Annotated in this window: 17 protein-coding genes and 1 pseudogene; 4 read left to right on the top strand and 14 right to left on the bottom strand. The window is 71.5% G+C overall.

Features of this window, described 5'->3' with window-relative positions:
* Positions 1-616: GNAT family protein (locus AB0J36_RS33645; RefSeq protein ID WP_363661566.1), on the bottom strand; the 616-nt coding region annotated here is incomplete at its 3' end.
* A gap of 43 nt (positions 617-659) precedes the next feature.
* Positions 660-1,388 carry a VOC family protein gene (locus AB0J36_RS33640; RefSeq protein ID WP_363661565.1) on the bottom strand — a complete coding sequence of 243 codons (729 nt, stop codon included), beginning with the start codon at positions 1,386-1,388 and terminating at the stop codon, positions 660-662.
* 142 nt (positions 1,389-1,530) lie between these two features.
* Between AB0J36_RS33640 and AB0J36_RS33635 the strand changes: the two genes are divergently transcribed.
* Positions 1,531-1,821, top strand: a complete 291-nt coding sequence (locus tag AB0J36_RS33635; RefSeq protein ID WP_363661564.1) for a hypothetical protein — start codon at positions 1,531-1,533, stop codon at positions 1,819-1,821.
* Here AB0J36_RS33635 and AB0J36_RS33630 read toward each other — a convergent pair.
* Complete coding sequence (locus AB0J36_RS33630; RefSeq protein WP_363661563.1) at positions 1,808-1,996, bottom strand: DUF397 domain-containing protein; 189 nt, start codon at positions 1,994-1,996, stop codon at positions 1,808-1,810. The genes AB0J36_RS33635 and AB0J36_RS33630 overlap by 14 nt on opposite strands.
* Entirely contained in the window at positions 1,987-2,772 is a 786-nt protein-coding gene (locus AB0J36_RS33625) for a helix-turn-helix transcriptional regulator (protein ID WP_363661562.1), read from the bottom strand. Before AB0J36_RS33625 ends, AB0J36_RS33630 begins: the two co-directional genes overlap by 10 nt.
* Positions 2,773-2,994: 222 nt before the next feature.
* Between AB0J36_RS33625 and AB0J36_RS33620 the strand changes: the two genes are divergently transcribed.
* Entirely contained in the window at positions 2,995-3,288 is a 294-nt protein-coding gene (locus tag AB0J36_RS33620; RefSeq protein ID WP_357121764.1) for a hypothetical protein, read from the top strand.
* Here the strand turns inward: AB0J36_RS33620 and AB0J36_RS33615 are convergent.
* The 7 genes from AB0J36_RS33615 to AB0J36_RS33585 form a co-directional block, all read right to left on the bottom strand.
* Positions 3,272-3,679, bottom strand: a complete 408-nt coding sequence (locus tag AB0J36_RS33615; RefSeq protein ID WP_363661561.1) for a hypothetical protein — start codon at positions 3,677-3,679, stop codon at positions 3,272-3,274. The two genes, AB0J36_RS33620 and AB0J36_RS33615, sit on opposite strands and share 17 nt — an antisense overlap.
* A gap of 133 nt (positions 3,680-3,812) precedes the next feature.
* Complete coding sequence (locus tag AB0J36_RS33610; protein WP_357121758.1) at positions 3,813-4,988, bottom strand: alginate lyase family protein; 1,176 nt, start codon at positions 4,986-4,988, stop codon at positions 3,813-3,815.
* A gap of 165 nt (positions 4,989-5,153) precedes the next feature.
* On the bottom strand, positions 5,154-5,447 hold the full coding sequence (locus AB0J36_RS33605; RefSeq protein WP_355052334.1) for a DUF6510 family protein: 294 nt from the start codon (positions 5,445-5,447) through the stop codon (positions 5,154-5,156).
* A 39-nt stretch (positions 5,448-5,486) separates the two neighbouring features.
* A complete protein-coding gene (locus tag AB0J36_RS33600; protein WP_357122184.1) occupies positions 5,487-6,251 on the bottom strand; it encodes a ferredoxin reductase in 765 nt (254 codons plus the stop codon).
* 7 nt (positions 6,252-6,258) lie between these two features.
* Positions 6,259-6,858, bottom strand: a complete 600-nt coding sequence (locus tag AB0J36_RS33595; RefSeq protein ID WP_357121754.1) for a sulfite oxidase-like oxidoreductase — start codon at positions 6,856-6,858, stop codon at positions 6,259-6,261.
* 76 nt (positions 6,859-6,934) lie between these two features.
* A complete protein-coding gene (locus AB0J36_RS33590) occupies positions 6,935-7,957 on the bottom strand; it encodes a TerC/Alx family metal homeostasis membrane protein (protein WP_357121751.1) in 1,023 nt (340 codons plus the stop codon).
* Positions 7,958-8,178: 221 nt separating this feature from the next.
* Positions 8,179-8,589, bottom strand: a complete 411-nt coding sequence (locus AB0J36_RS33585; protein ID WP_357121748.1) for a DUF2267 domain-containing protein — start codon at positions 8,587-8,589, stop codon at positions 8,179-8,181.
* Between the two features lie 159 nt (positions 8,590-8,748).
* On the opposite strand from AB0J36_RS33585, the gene AB0J36_RS33580 reads away from it, so the two are divergent.
* Together AB0J36_RS33580 and AB0J36_RS33575 are read left to right on the top strand one after the other, a co-directional pair.
* Positions 8,749-9,021 carry a DUF2795 domain-containing protein gene (locus tag AB0J36_RS33580; RefSeq protein ID WP_357121745.1) on the top strand — a complete coding sequence of 91 codons (273 nt, stop codon included), beginning with the start codon at positions 8,749-8,751 and terminating at the stop codon, positions 9,019-9,021.
* A 42-nt stretch (positions 9,022-9,063) separates the two neighbouring features.
* On the top strand, positions 9,064-9,732 hold the full coding sequence (locus AB0J36_RS33575) for a DUF1345 domain-containing protein (RefSeq protein ID WP_357121742.1): 669 nt from the start codon (positions 9,064-9,066) through the stop codon (positions 9,730-9,732).
* 280 nt (positions 9,733-10,012) lie between these two features.
* On the opposite strand, the gene AB0J36_RS33570 is transcribed toward AB0J36_RS33575, so the two are convergent.
* The 3 genes and pseudogenes from AB0J36_RS33570 to AB0J36_RS33560 form a co-directional block, all read right to left on the bottom strand.
* A complete protein-coding gene (locus tag AB0J36_RS33570; protein ID WP_357172231.1) occupies positions 10,013-10,984 on the bottom strand; it encodes a pirin family protein in 972 nt (323 codons plus the stop codon).
* 167 nt (positions 10,985-11,151) lie between these two features.
* Complete coding sequence (locus AB0J36_RS33565) at positions 11,152-12,240, bottom strand: hypothetical protein (protein WP_363661560.1); 1,089 nt, start codon at positions 12,238-12,240, stop codon at positions 11,152-11,154.
* Between the two features lie 264 nt (positions 12,241-12,504).
* Positions 12,505-12,861 (bottom strand): annotated as a pseudogene (locus tag AB0J36_RS33560) (hypothetical protein); the annotation flags it as partial.

Genomic DNA, 12,861 nt, shown 5'->3' with positions numbered 1-12,861 from the left:
CAGCCGCCCCCCAGCCCCCCCACCCGGGCGGCCGGCCGGCCCCGCCCCCGCGCCCGGCGGCCCCGGCGGGGCGCCCGCCGGCGCGGCGGCGTCGGGGGGGTGGGGCGGTTATGGCCCAGCGTTCGTGGTCGCGCCACGCGCCGTCGATGAAGAGGTAGTCCGGGGAGAAGCCCTCCAGGCGGAAGCCGAGCTTGCGGGCGACCCGCCGGGACGGCTCGTTGCCGGGCTGGATGTTCGCCTCCAGGCGGTGCAGCCCGACGCTGGTGAACGCGTGGTCGATGACCAGGGCGATGCCCGCCGAGGCGTGCCCGGTCCCGCTGTACGGCTCGAACGCCGCGTACCCCAGGTACCCGCCGCGCAGCGCGCCGAGCACGATGCCGCTGATGTTCACGTAGCCGGCGATCGCTCCGCTGGCCCGGTCGCAGATCAGGTATCCGGCGCTGTCCCGGCGGCGGATCCGGGCGAGGTAACGGTCGTACTCCTCGGGCGTTTCCGGCGCGGCCAGCCACGGATGGTGCAGGTCCCGACTCCGCCGCACGGCCGCCACGAACTCGTCGACGTCGGTCGGCCGGGGTCTCCGGATCGCGGCGGGACCACCGCTGCGCAGGTATCTCACGACGGACCACTCTGACCCACCGGCGGGACAGTTGTCCAACCGGCTAGCGGGGGGTCAGCACGGAGAACTCGTTGCCGTCGGGATCAGCCAACACGACCCGACCGGCCTGATCGGTGCCGATCCGGCTCGCGCCGAGGGCGAGCAGACGGTCCACCTCCGCCTGCTGGTCACCGTCGACGGGTGGCGCGAGGTCGAGGCGCACCCGACCCTCGCCCGCACGCGACATGTAGGGCGGCCCACCCCAGGTGATCTTCGTGCCGCCGCGCGGGGACTGGATGGCGGTCTCCTGGTCCTGGTCCCAGACCAGCGGCCAACCGAGCGCCTCGGCCCAGAAATACCCGACCTCCGGCGTGCCGTCGCAGGCCAGCGCGCCGACGAACCCGCAGCCGGCGAGGAAGTTGTTGCCCGGCGGGATGACGTCGAACTCGTTGCCCTCCGGGTCGGCCAGCACCACGTGGTCGGCGTCCGGGCCCTGGCCGATGTCGAGGTACCGTCCACCCAGCTCGATCGCTCTGGAGACCGTCAGATCCTGATCGTGCTGCGAGGTGCTCGTCAGGTCGAAGTGCATGAGGTTCTGGACGACCTTCGGCTGCTCGGTCGGTGCGAAGCGGAGTCGGAACCCGGTGTCGTCGGTGGGCACGAGCCCCACACCCTCGCGCGGATCGTCGACGATCTCCCAGCCGAGGATGCCGGACCAGAACCGCGCCAGCGGCAGAGGTTCGAGCGCGTCGAAGCTGATCGCGAACAGGTGAGAGGTCATCGGTCTGCTCATCTCCGATCCGAATGGGCGCGGCCCGCCGTGGAGCGGAAGCGTACGGATGGGCACGCCGGTCCGCATCCGAGTATTCGACCAAGCCCCTCGTCCGGCGCGAATCCCGCTACCGCCGCGCCCGCCCGCCGCCTAACCTCGCACCGTGGCCAGGACCCGGAAGCGGACAATCCGCGTCGACGACGTCGACTATCAATGGACGGTCAGCCAGGCCGATCCGCGCCACGTCGTGGTCCGGGTGTGGAACGTCGACGGCGGCCAGGACGTCCGGCTGGAGGAGCGGGTTGCCTTCGACGACCCGTGGCTCAACTATGGACCGATCATCACCACGGATCCCGAGCGGGTGGCCGAGGTGTTCGCCCTGGAGCCGGTCACGCCACGGCTGGTCGAGAGGCTGATCCGGGAGGCGCTCGCCGACCCGCTCAGTGGCGCGTGACGAACGTGACGAAGGCCCGCCAGGCCGTCGGGGTGACGACCAGCGCCGGGCCGGTCGGGTCCTTGCTGTCGCGTACGCCCACCACGCCCGGCAGGTTGGCCGCGACCTCGACGCAGTCGCCCTGATTGCCGCTGCTGCGGGTGCTCTTGCGCCAGATCGCGCCGGTCAGGTCCATGCCTCTGCCGCCTCCGAAATCACGCTGAGGGTCTGCCGGTGCGACATCGCCTCGGCCCGTACCGATTCCCACGACTGTCGCAGCGATAGTACGTCGGCGGTGCGCTCGATCACCGTCCCCTGTAGAGGATTGTCCAGGTAGGCCACGTCGTCCCCGTCGGCCGGTGTGGCGATCACGAAGGCGCCGTTCAGCCCGGGATACGCGCCCACCTCGCGCGGCACGAGGTGCAGGTGCACCCGTGGCCGCCGGCCAATGTCAAGAATGTGCTGTAGCTGCTCGCGCATCACGGCCGGTCCGCCCACGGGCCGTTCCAGCACCGTGTAGTCGAGCACCGCGACGAAGAGTGGTGGCTGCTCACGGGTCAGGATCTCCTGCCGCTGGAGCCGGGCAGCGACAGGCTGGTCCAGCTGATGATCGGCCAGCTGACTCGCGCCGGCATAGAGCGCCCGCGCATAGCCCTCGGTTTGCAGCAGCCCCGGCAGCACCAACGGCTGGAACGAGCGCAGCGCCGTCGCCTCCTGCTCGATCGTCACCCACTCGCGGAACCACGGCATCACCGACTCGCGGATCATCGTCTCGCGGATGCGCAGCAGTAGGCCGTCGGCGTCCAGCACGCGGTCGCTGCGCTCGGTGAACTCCAGCCTGGGCGGACGCCGGCACTGCTCGACGGCCGCGACGAGCGACGCCGAGTAGTTGATCCGCTCGCTCAGCGCCTCCTGGGACAGACCGGCGACCGTCCGCAGCCGACGCAGCTCGCCGGCGAACAGCTCCAGCATGGGCAAACGATCCACTGCACACCTCTGCACACCGGGGGCGTCTGACACGTACATCGGCGCTGGTGGGACTCGCGCGCCTTCCGACAGTAGCGGCCCGGTCAGCAGACTGTCACGTAGCGGAACCGCCCGGCCCGGCCCACCGACGGGCGGAACCGAACGAGGGGCCGCCGCGAACCCCCGTACCGCGGCGGCCCCTCCCCCACCTGTGAAGGAGCGTGTTCCATGGTGACCTCACCGCCCGTGCCGACCGGCACACCGCCGCACACGCCGCTGCGTCCGATGTGGTGCTGCCGCGCATGCGGTGGCCCGTGGCCCTGTCCGACCGCCCGGCTGGTGCTCAAGGCCGAACACGAACACGACCTGATCGGCCTGTCGATCTACCTGTGCGGGCAACTGCACGACGCGATCCGGGACCTCTACCGGCTCAATCCCGACGACGCGCCCGCGCCGCAGGCCCTGTTCGCGCGGTTCGTCGGCTGGACCCCGTACCGCCGCCCGCTCATCGCGCCGGACTGAACCAGCGGGCCAGCCACGGGGTGAGCGCGACGAGCGCGAGGGCGAGAACGGTGATGACGGCCTGCCCGATCCGGCCCGGGGTGACGCCACCGGCCGGGTCGAGCACGTAGTTGGCGTACCCGTTGGCGGCGGCGTCCGTGACCAGCACGGCGCAGCCCAGCGCGAGCCCCGCCGGACGGCGGGCCGCCAGCAGCAGCGCCGCCAACGGATCCCACAGGGTCAGGGACGCGAAGTAGACCGCGAGCCAGCCGGGCAGCGCGAGTTGCGGCCGGAGACCGGGGACGAACAGCTGGAGTACGTGCACGACGCCGCCGTACGCGAAGACCAGCACAGCCCCCGCCACGACCAGCCGGACCCGCGCCGGAACGCCGCGCCAACGATCGGTGCCCACCCGGCCAGTCTGCCGCGTGACCCCGACACGAGAGGCACCCTGATCGACTCCGTTTCGCTGATATGGGGGTGTCCGGGGCACTTCGACACCCCCAGTTCAGCGAAACGGAGTCGATCAAGGGCTGAACCGCCGGCTACGCCGGGTTGTTGGCGTGGGTCAGGGTCTCCCAGGCCACGAAGAGGTTGTTCGTGCCCTGGGGACGCTTACGCTCGGTGTAACTCTGGGTGTTGGCCATGCCGATACCCATCCGGTTGTGCAGCGCGTTGAAGCCGACCTCGGTGATCGGGCCGAGGCCGAGGACGACCGAGCCGCCGCACACGCTCGACGGCACGGCGGTGCCGTTCTCGAACTTGGTGTGGAAGCCGAGCGCGTGGCGCAGCCGGTCCTGGAGCTCCGGGTAGAGGTCGCCGCCCTGGATGCGGGTGGTCTCGGCGACGTGCGAGATGGCGGAGATGCTGTAACCGGTGTGGACCCAGTCGCGGCAGGTCTCCTGCGCGTGACCGTCGGTGTAGGTGGCCTGGCCGTGCCAGCGGGACACGAGTTCGGCGGGGGTGTCGACGCTGGTGGCCGGCGGGTACAGGGGTCGGACCCCGTCCGCGGCGATGTAGATGGACGCGGCGGCGGCGGCCCGGAACCGGGTGAGCGCGCGGTCGTACGACGTGCGGTCCTCCAGGAAGATCGAGATGCCGATCGCCGCCTCGGCGAGGGTCAGGTCCCAGTTGCTGGTGCGGGAGTCACCGGCGATGACCACGGGCAGGTAGACGGTGCGCAGCATGGTCGCGAACCGCGCCTGGTTGGGCCAGTTGCCGTACGTGTATCGGATGATCTCGGCGGCGCGCGGCCAGACCGAGCCGGCCCAGCCGGTCTGCAACGGGGCGTTGGCGTTGGTGTGCCGCTGGATGGTTGCCGACCAGGCGTCCATCAGGGCGATCGACTTCTGCGCGTACGCCGAGTTGCCGGTGATGTACCAGGCCAGCGCGTCGGTGTACGCGGCGATGGCGTCCTCACGCTCGTCGGTGCAGCCGTAGTTCGGGTTGGAGGTCTGACCGCACTCGACGGTCGCGCGCGGTGCGGGGACCCGGGACAGCGAGGCGTATCGGCTGCCCATCATCTGGTTGTAGGCGTTGCGCCACGGCTGCTCGCCGGCCTGCACCTTCGCCTTGACGAAGTCGAGCTGCGGCCGGCTGACCAGCACACCGGGATGGGTGAAGGTGGCCGGGGCAGCCTGGGCGCTCGGGGGTGCGGTGGTGGTCACCGCGCCGGCGGCGAGCGCGATGACCACCGCCAGGAGTACGCGTCGACAGCGCATGGGGCTCTCCTCAGTACGGGTGGATGAATAGACAACTGTCTTAACAGTTGCCGGACATCCGACCGCATACCGGGAAACCGGGCAAGAAGGCATCGATAAATTCAAGACTATGAAAAATCAAGTATTTATCCACTTTCCCGCGCTCACCCCCGCTGAGCCGCCCCGTCAGAGCGGCTCGGGCAGCGTCTGCTCCATCGGCATCGGCACCTGGAGGTAGGTGACGCCGCGCATGTCCAGCCAGGCCCGGTCCGGCCCGCGCACCAGCCGCACCATCACCGACTCGCAGGACGGGCAGCGGCCGACCAGACCCGGGGCGTGCGAGTAGACGTGCAGGCTGGCCATCGAGCCGGTCATCCCGCAGTTCTCGCAGCGGCCCATCGCGGTGCTCAGGTCGACGGCGAACAGCTCGCGCAGCGGACCGTCGAGCATGTTGCCGTCCAGGTAGGACATGTTGGTCATCGGATCTCCTCGACAAGACGGTGAGCGGCGGGCGCGCTCTCAGCCGGTGGGGCCGAAGCGTTCGGTCCTGATCCGCCGCGACTGATGGCCCAGCCCCACCAGCAGGTCGGCCACAGCCTCCACGAACCCGGTCGGACCGCAGACGTAAGTGAGCGGTTGCAGATCCGGCGGCCAACCGTGGGTGTTGACGTCGGCCAGGCCGACCCGGTGCGGCTCGCCGCGCCACCCGTCGGGGGCCTCGCGCGTGTAGACGTACGCCACGTCCAGGCCGAAGTCGTCGCGGCCCCGGCGGCGCAGCTCGTCCGCGTAGATCACGTCCTGGGGCGTGCGGACCGAGTAGATCAGCCGGAACGGCACCTTGCTGCCGACCTCCCGCCGGGCCCGGATCATCGCCATCAGCGGGACGACCCCGGAGCCGCCGGCCACGAGCTGCACCGGATCGGTCTGCTCCGGACGCCAGATGAACCAGCCACCGAGCGGTCCGCGGATCTCCACCGGGTCGCCGGCGGCGAAGACATCGATGAGGTACGGAGACACCTCGCCGTCGTGGACCCGCTGGACGGTCACCTCGATGCGCGGGCCGCCGGGCCCGTCCACGACCGGCCCGGCGATCGAGTACGACCGGGCGGCCTGGTAGCCGTCCGGGGCGGTCAGGCGCACGTCGACGTGCTGGCCGGGCAGGTGCCCCGGCCAGTCGGGCACCTCCAGGACCAGCGTCTGCGCGGACGCCGTCTCCACCCGGCGCTCCACCAGCCGGGCCACCTGCCACTTGATCGGCGCGCGGGCCGGGGTGCCCGTCGCCACGGCCCGCTCAGTCACCCTGGTACCGCTGCTCGCGCCACGGGTCGCCGTAGTCGTGGTACCCGGCGGTCTCCCAGAAACCCGGCTCGTCCATCGTCTTGAGCCGGATGCCGCGCACCCACTTGGCGGACTTCCAGAAGTACAGGTGCGGCACGAGCAGCCGGGCCGGCCCGCCGTGCTCGGCCGGCAGCGGTGCGCCGTCGAAGGTGTGCGCCACCCACGCCCGGCCGCCGCGCAGGTCGTCCAGGGGCAGGTTGGTGGTATAGCCGCCGTAGGAGTGCGCGAGCGCGAAGTGCGCGCCAGTGTCCACACCGTCGAGCAGGGTGTCCAGGGAGACGCCCGTCCAGGAGGTGCCGAGCTTCGACCAGTGGGTGACGCAGTGGATGTCGACGGTCGGCGTCTCCTGCGGAAGCGCCATCAACTCCTGCCACGACCACCGGTACTCGGTGCCGTTCTCGGCGGCGATGACGAACTCCCAGGTGTCCAGGGAGACCCGGGGTGTCGGGCCGGCCGAGAGCACCGGGAAATCCTCGGTCAGGTACTGACCGGGCGGCAGGGCCGGCTCCTGTGATCGGGGCCGACCCTGGAAGCCCGGTGACACGATTCCCATTGCACAGTCGTACCACCCGGGCCGGCCGGGGCGGGAGCTTTCCCGCGTACCCCCTCGTGGGCCCGGCGCGGCGCGGTCAGTGCCGTTCGGTCACGACCTCGCGCTCGGCGGGCGTGCCGCCCCGGGTGGCGCGCAGGCTGGTCAGGGTGACCACCACCAGCACGCCGATGATCACGCCGAGCGAGGCCAGGGTGGGGATCTGCGGCACGCTCTCCCAGATGCCGTGCGCCCAGTGCAGACCCAGCTTGAGCCCGATGAACGCCAGGATGATCGCCAGGCCGTAGCTGAGGTGCACCAGCCGGCTCAGCGCCGCGTGCAGGACGAAGTAGAGCGCCCGCAGGCCGAGCAGGGCGAAGGCGTTGGTGGCGAAGACCAGGTACGGGTCCTCGGTGATCCCGTAGACCGCCGGCACCGAGTCGACGGCGAAAACGATGTCGGTGGCCAGCACCGCGACCACCACCAGGGCGAACGGGGTGAGCGCCCGCCGGGCGCCCTCCCGGACGGTCATCCGGGTGCCGTGGTAGTCGTCGACCACCGGCATGACCTTGCGCAGCAGCTTGACCGAGCGCATCGTGTTGATGTCGACCTCCTGCTCGTGCCCGGAGAGGGCGTCGCGCAGGAGCTTCACCGCGGTGGCGATGAGGATGATCGCGAAGAGCAGGAACGCGAAGTCGAGGGTCTGCAACGCCGCCGCGCCGAGGGCGATGAAGACCGCCCGCAGCACCAGGGCGCCCGCGATGCCGTAGAGCAGCACCCGCTGGGCCAGCACGGCCGGCACCGCGAACGCGGCCAGCAGCAGCATGAAGACGAAGAGGTTGTCGACCGAGAGCGACTTCTCGACGAGGTAACCGGTCAGGTATTCGACGCCCTGCTGGGAGCCGTAGCGGGCCCAGAGCCAGCCGCCGAAGGCCAGCGGCAGGGCGATGTAGAAGGCCGACCAGCCGATCGCCTCGCGCATGGACACCTCGTGCGGCTTGCGCGTCACCAGGAAGTCCAGCACCAGCAGGAGCAGTACGCCGGCGATCGTCACCGCCCAGAGGGTGGGCGTACCGATCGATGTCAGGTCACTCGCCGCCGCCAAGGGGGACAATTCGGTCATGGGGTCTCCTCGAACACCGTGTCATGTTCGAGGTCTCCTTCACCCATCACCAGATGGGCAACCACCCGAGGCACGCCGGGCGTGCCGTACTGACCGGAATGGTTCGTGGGAAGTACTCCCCTCGCCACGACCAGGTTAGGCCAGGCCGGATCGACACGCCAAGCCGGACGTCGATGGTTGCCCTGGCCAACCGCTGTGTGCGCCTGCTTCTCCGCCCGCCGTCAGGCGCGGCGCAGCGTCGCGCCGGGGGCCATCGCCTGCTCGACGAGGTCCCGGTAGTCGCGCGGCAACTGCGTCGCCACGTCGTCGAACTCGCCGCCCGTGATCGCCTCGCGCAGCGTGGTGAACACCGCCCGGACGGCGTCCCGCGCCGCCGGCTCCTCGACCCGCGCCCGCAACGCCACGCGCGCCACGAACTCGGCCGCCCCGAAGCGGTCCGCCTGCTCGGTGCTCGGGCTCGGCTTGAGCACCAGTTGCAGCGGCTGCGGCAACTGGGCAGCCAGGTCCAGCACCTCGCCACCGGTCAGCCGCTCGGCGAACGTCTCCAGCACCGCCCGGGTCAGCTCGACGGCCTGCTCCGACGACGTACGGGTGCGTTGGGAAACCTGGTCGACGAAGGTGTCGTAGTTCATCGCGTACTCCCTCGAACTGTGTCTGCGGCGCCTGCGGGTACCCGCCGCGCCCCGGTGGAAACGACGCCGGATTTCCCGGACCGACCCGGGCGTGACCCGACGGCGGACGGGTAACCGCCGCCGGACGCGACCAATCCATGCCCCGAGGGAGCCCCAGACATGGCGAGCTACGCGGACGTCCTGCAGTACCTGTCGAGCCTGGACTACCCGGCCGAGAAGGACGACGTGGTCCGCGAGGCCGAACGCGAAGGCGCCCCGCCGGACGTGCTCAAGGCGCTGCGCGCCCTGCCGCCGGTCGACTACGCCAACGGCACCGAGGTGGCCCGCTCGGCCGGCATCGAGGCGGCCCCCGAGGTCGGCCCGGCGCAACGCGCCACGCAGGCCCGGGACAAGAAGCACAACCGGGTGTCGCAGCACCTGCGCGGCCTCTGACCACGCGGTGGGGTCGTCCGTCGTGGCGAGCCGGCGTCGCCGATGACCGGCACCGGTCCGCTGTCGCGCCCGCCGGACGGGCACACCCCCGCGGCGACGCAGCTCGCCATCGTGGCGGCCGTCGGCGTCCTCGTGGGCGGCGTCTTCGCCCTGGCGCTGTCGCCCGCGCTGTCCCCGCTGGCCGGCTGGGACGCCGCCGCGCTGAGCTGGCTGACGCTGGTCTGGCGCAAGCTCTGGCCGATGGACGCGCCGCGCACCGCGCAGCTCGCCGTGCACGAGGACCCCAACCGGGCCACCCGGGACGTGGTCCTGCTGATCGCCTGCCTCGCCAGCCTGCTGGCCGTCGGGCTGGTCCTGGCCAGCGCGCACGCCGCGCCACCCGGAGTACGCCGCGACCTGTACGGCGCGCTCGGGGTCCTCAGCGTGGTGCTGTCCTGGCTGGTCGTGCACACCGTCTTCGCCGCCCGCTACGCGCGGATCTACTACACGGGCCCGGACGGCGGGGTGAACTTCAACCAGAGTGAACCGCCCCGGTACTCGGACTTCGCCTACGTGGCGTTCACCGTCGGGGCGACGTTCCAGGTCTCCGACACCAACCTGACCAGCAACGAGATGCGCCGGACGGTGCTGCGGCACTCGATGGTGTCGTACCTGTTCGGCGCGTTCGTCATCGCCGTCACGGTGAACCTGCTGGCGGGGCTGGCGCATTGAGAGCTGAGGCCCGGCTGCGTCACGGGCGGGAGCCTCGCCGGGACAGGCGGGCGCCCCTTGGCCACGAACCGCGACCGGGGGCGCCACGCAAACCTGCCCAGGCGGTGGACCACGTCCGAACCGGTCGCGGCCACCAGGCGGTGGATGCCCGCCCGAACCGAGCGGTCAGCACTGCCGGGTACAACCATACGACAGAACATCCTCCGTACGGTCAGTTTTTGCCGAACTGTGGGCCAACGCACGTCAGCCCTCGGTCGGCCGTTCCGCAGAGCGGGTCGGGTCAGCCGTGCAGGCCGCCGGTACGGTCGCGGGCCTTGAGCCGGGTGGTGGGCAGCGCGGGCGCGGGCAGCGGCGACGCCGCGTCGTCGGCCACCACCCCGAAACGCCGCCCCGCCATCCAGTCGTCCCGAGCCTCGGCGATCTCCTCGTGCGAACGGCCCACGAAGTTCCACCACATGACCAGCGGCTCCTCGAACGGCGTACCGCCCAGCAGCAACAGCCGCGCCCCCGCCCCGCCGCGCACGGTCAGCTCACGCCGACCCGTACCCAGATAGAGCAGCGCCCCCGGCTCGAAGCCCACCCCGGCGGCCTCGGCCGCGCCGGACATCGCCAACACGGCGTACTCGAAGTCGGGTCGCAACGGGAGCGTCGTCGGCGCGGACCCGCCCAGCTCGAGCTGCACGCCCACCAGCGGGGTGTGCACCACCGCCGGCGACCGCTGCCCGGCGAACTCGCCCACCAGCAGCGTCGCGTCGACCTCACCGTCGCGCCAGCGCGGCAGGTCGGCGTGGTGGGCGAAGTCGGCCGCGCCGGCCCGCGCCGGGTCCGGCAGCGCCACCCAGAGCTGCACACCGTGCATCACCGGCGGGTGCGTGGCCGGCGACCGCTCCGAGTGGGCGATGCCGTGCCCGGAGGTCATCACGTTCAACTGGCCGGGTCGGATCGCCTGGACGTTGCCCAGGCTGTCCCGGTGGATGATCTCGCCGTCGAGCAGCCACGTCACCGTCTGCAGCCCAGTGTGCGGGTGCGGCGGAACCTCCATGCCCGGTCGCTGCGCCACATCATCCGGGCCGAAATGGTCCACGAAGCACCACGCGCCGACCATCCGTCGGGGCCGCTGCGGCAGCAGACGCCGCACCGTCGTGTACCGACCGAGCGGCACGTCGTGGCCGGGCAGCAGCACGCTGCCGGGATCGACGTCGGCCACGCCGGGCGGTCGGGTCTGCGCCAGCATCGATTCGGTACGCTCCACCGCCCGACTGTACGCTCGCGCGCTCCACCGACAGCGGCGCTTCCGGTTCGGGGTGACCCCCAACTCAACCGCGCGGGCGCTCGGACCCGCGCTCGATCCACCCGGCGTCACCCCGGCCACCGACGCCGGGCCGCCACCGACGCCGGGCCGCCGTCACCGCGCCTCGGTCACCGCGCCTCGGTCACCGTCACCGCGTTGACGCCCGCGACCAGGTCCAGGAAGATCCGGTTGGGCGAGCGGTCCCATCCCGGCGTGCTCACCAGATCCCCGGCGGCGACCCCGTTCCAGCGCTGGTCGCGAACCACCACCGAGCCGGCGCCCGCGCCCGCCCGCACCCGCACCGGCGGCGTGCCCGGCACCCGGACGGAGAGCCGGCTGGTCCCGCCGGTCAACCGCACCGTCATGACGCCGCGATCCACGGGCGGCAGGATGAGATCGGTACGAGCGGAGCCGCCGACAAGGTCCACTCCCCGCAGACGCGCCCGCGTCAGATCCAGCACCTGCTCACTGACCCCACCCTCCAGGCGCAGACGCCAGGCGACCCGCTCGTTGAGCAACACCCGTACGGCCCGTCCGTCGGACGCGCCGGCGGCCACCACGCCGAGCCGGACCGTCTCCCCGTCGAGCACCGGCCGGGCGGCCACACCCGTGCCGGACGGGCTGCTGATCCGGTAGAGGTCGTCACCCAGGTCCGTCACCCGCAGGTCGAACGACGTCAACCCGTCGACGAGCACGAAGGTAGCCTTCTGCCGGCCCGCCAACGGCGCGGTCATCGTCTGGTCGGATGCCGCCGCGGCGTCCTGCCTCGTGTCCTGCCTCGTGTCCTGCGGACCCGTGTCACTGTAGGTCTGACCGAGGCGGTAGGGGTCACTCACGATCACCGCGACGGCCATGACGCCGAGCACCAGCACGACGGCAGCGGCGGTCAGCAGCAGCCGGGCACCGACGGACCAGCGTCCCGACGCGACCTCCGCCTCCGGTGGCCCTACCTCCGTGTCCTGCCTCGAACGCGGCGCAACGTCCCGGCCCGCAGGTGAGCCTGCGTCGGACGCTGGGCGAGGCTCTGTCTCGGGCGGCGGTTCCGCTGTGCTGATCTCCCGGGCCCGGCTGGCCGGCTCGGACCCCGGTTGGCTCGTCGCCGGGTCGTCGGCCGGCAGGTGCGCCGCAGCCGTCCGAGCCGCCGCCATCGTCTGCGCGAATTGCCGACCTGCTCGGCGTGCCGCCTGATGCTCGCTGCCGTCACCCACCACGGCCATGCCCTGTCCCTCCGCCGGTCCCCGCCGGAGGGTACGGACGCGATCGGCGATCGGATCACCGCGCGCTGACAACGCCACTGCGCTACGTCGCCACGCGGGATCCGCAGCCCACTGGCCACCGACGGCGTCGACCGGGACAGCTTGGGCCATCGTGATGACCCACAGGCATCACGCCACCGACGGTAGGCCCACCCCGACGCCGCCGAGGTCTGGAAATGCGGCGATGGCCGGCACCCGTTGTCGGGTGCCGGCCATCTGTGTGTCTTAGCTGTTCCAGTGGTGGGCGACCAGGTCGGTGGCCTGCTGCTCCCACTGCGCGTACGCGTCGGGGTAGGCCGACACCTGTACGGTCTGCGCGGCGTCGGTCAGCGGCATGTCCTGCCAGCCGTCAACCTGGCGCAGGCCCTTGAGGAACGCCGTCGTCGAGTACTCCGGGTTGGTGATCTGCTCCGGCGTGCCCCAACCGCTCGACGGGCGCTGCTGGAACAGACCCAGCGAGTCGTGGTCGTTCATGTCGCCGAGGTGGCCCAGGTTCTCCAGCTTCGACTCCTGCAGGCTCGTCGCGATGGAGATGACCGCGGCCCGTTCGGGCAGGCCGGCCTTCTTGGTGGCGGCGATGAT

The organism is Micromonospora sp. NPDC049662, assembly GCF_040675055.1.
Taxonomy (GTDB): Bacteria; Actinomycetota; Actinomycetes; order Mycobacteriales; family Micromonosporaceae; genus Micromonospora.
Note: the sequence above shows the minus strand (reverse complement) of the source record. Positions and strands in the feature narration are given on the sequence as shown.

Bases quoted from the DNA above. Each gene is read 5' to 3' on its own strand.
- AB0J36_RS33630 (WP_363661563.1), bottom strand. From the start codon at position 1,996: ATGGACCTGACCGGCGCGATCTGGCGCAAGAGCACCCGCAGCAGCGGC.
- AB0J36_RS33585 (WP_357121748.1), bottom strand. From the start codon at position 8,589: ATGAACTACGACACCTTCGTCGACCAGGTTTCCCAACGCACCCGTACG.
- AB0J36_RS33575 (WP_357121742.1), top strand. From the start codon at position 9,064: ATGACCGGCACCGGTCCGCTGTCGCGCCCGCCGGACGGGCACACCCCC.
- AB0J36_RS33595 (WP_357121754.1), bottom strand. From the start codon at position 6,858: ATGGGAATCGTGTCACCGGGCTTCCAGGGTCGGCCCCGATCACAGGAG.
- AB0J36_RS33625 (WP_363661562.1), bottom strand. From the start codon at position 2,772: ATGCTGGAGCTGTTCGCCGGCGAGCTGCGTCGGCTGCGGACGGTCGCC.
- AB0J36_RS33590 (WP_357121751.1), bottom strand. From the start codon at position 7,957: ATGACCGAATTGTCCCCCTTGGCGGCGGCGAGTGACCTGACATCGATC.
- AB0J36_RS33620 (WP_357121764.1), top strand. From the start codon at position 2,995: ATGGTGACCTCACCGCCCGTGCCGACCGGCACACCGCCGCACACGCCG.
- AB0J36_RS33610 (WP_357121758.1), bottom strand. From the start codon at position 4,988: ATGCGCTGTCGACGCGTACTCCTGGCGGTGGTCATCGCGCTCGCCGCC.
- AB0J36_RS33580 (WP_357121745.1), top strand. From the start codon at position 8,749: ATGGCGAGCTACGCGGACGTCCTGCAGTACCTGTCGAGCCTGGACTAC.
- AB0J36_RS33640 (WP_363661565.1), bottom strand. From the start codon at position 1,388: ATGAGCAGACCGATGACCTCTCACCTGTTCGCGATCAGCTTCGACGCG.
- AB0J36_RS33605 (WP_355052334.1), bottom strand. From the start codon at position 5,447: ATGACCAACATGTCCTACCTGGACGGCAACATGCTCGACGGTCCGCTG.
- AB0J36_RS33565 (WP_363661560.1), bottom strand. From the start codon at position 12,240: ATGGCCGTGGTGGGTGACGGCAGCGAGCATCAGGCGGCACGCCGAGCA.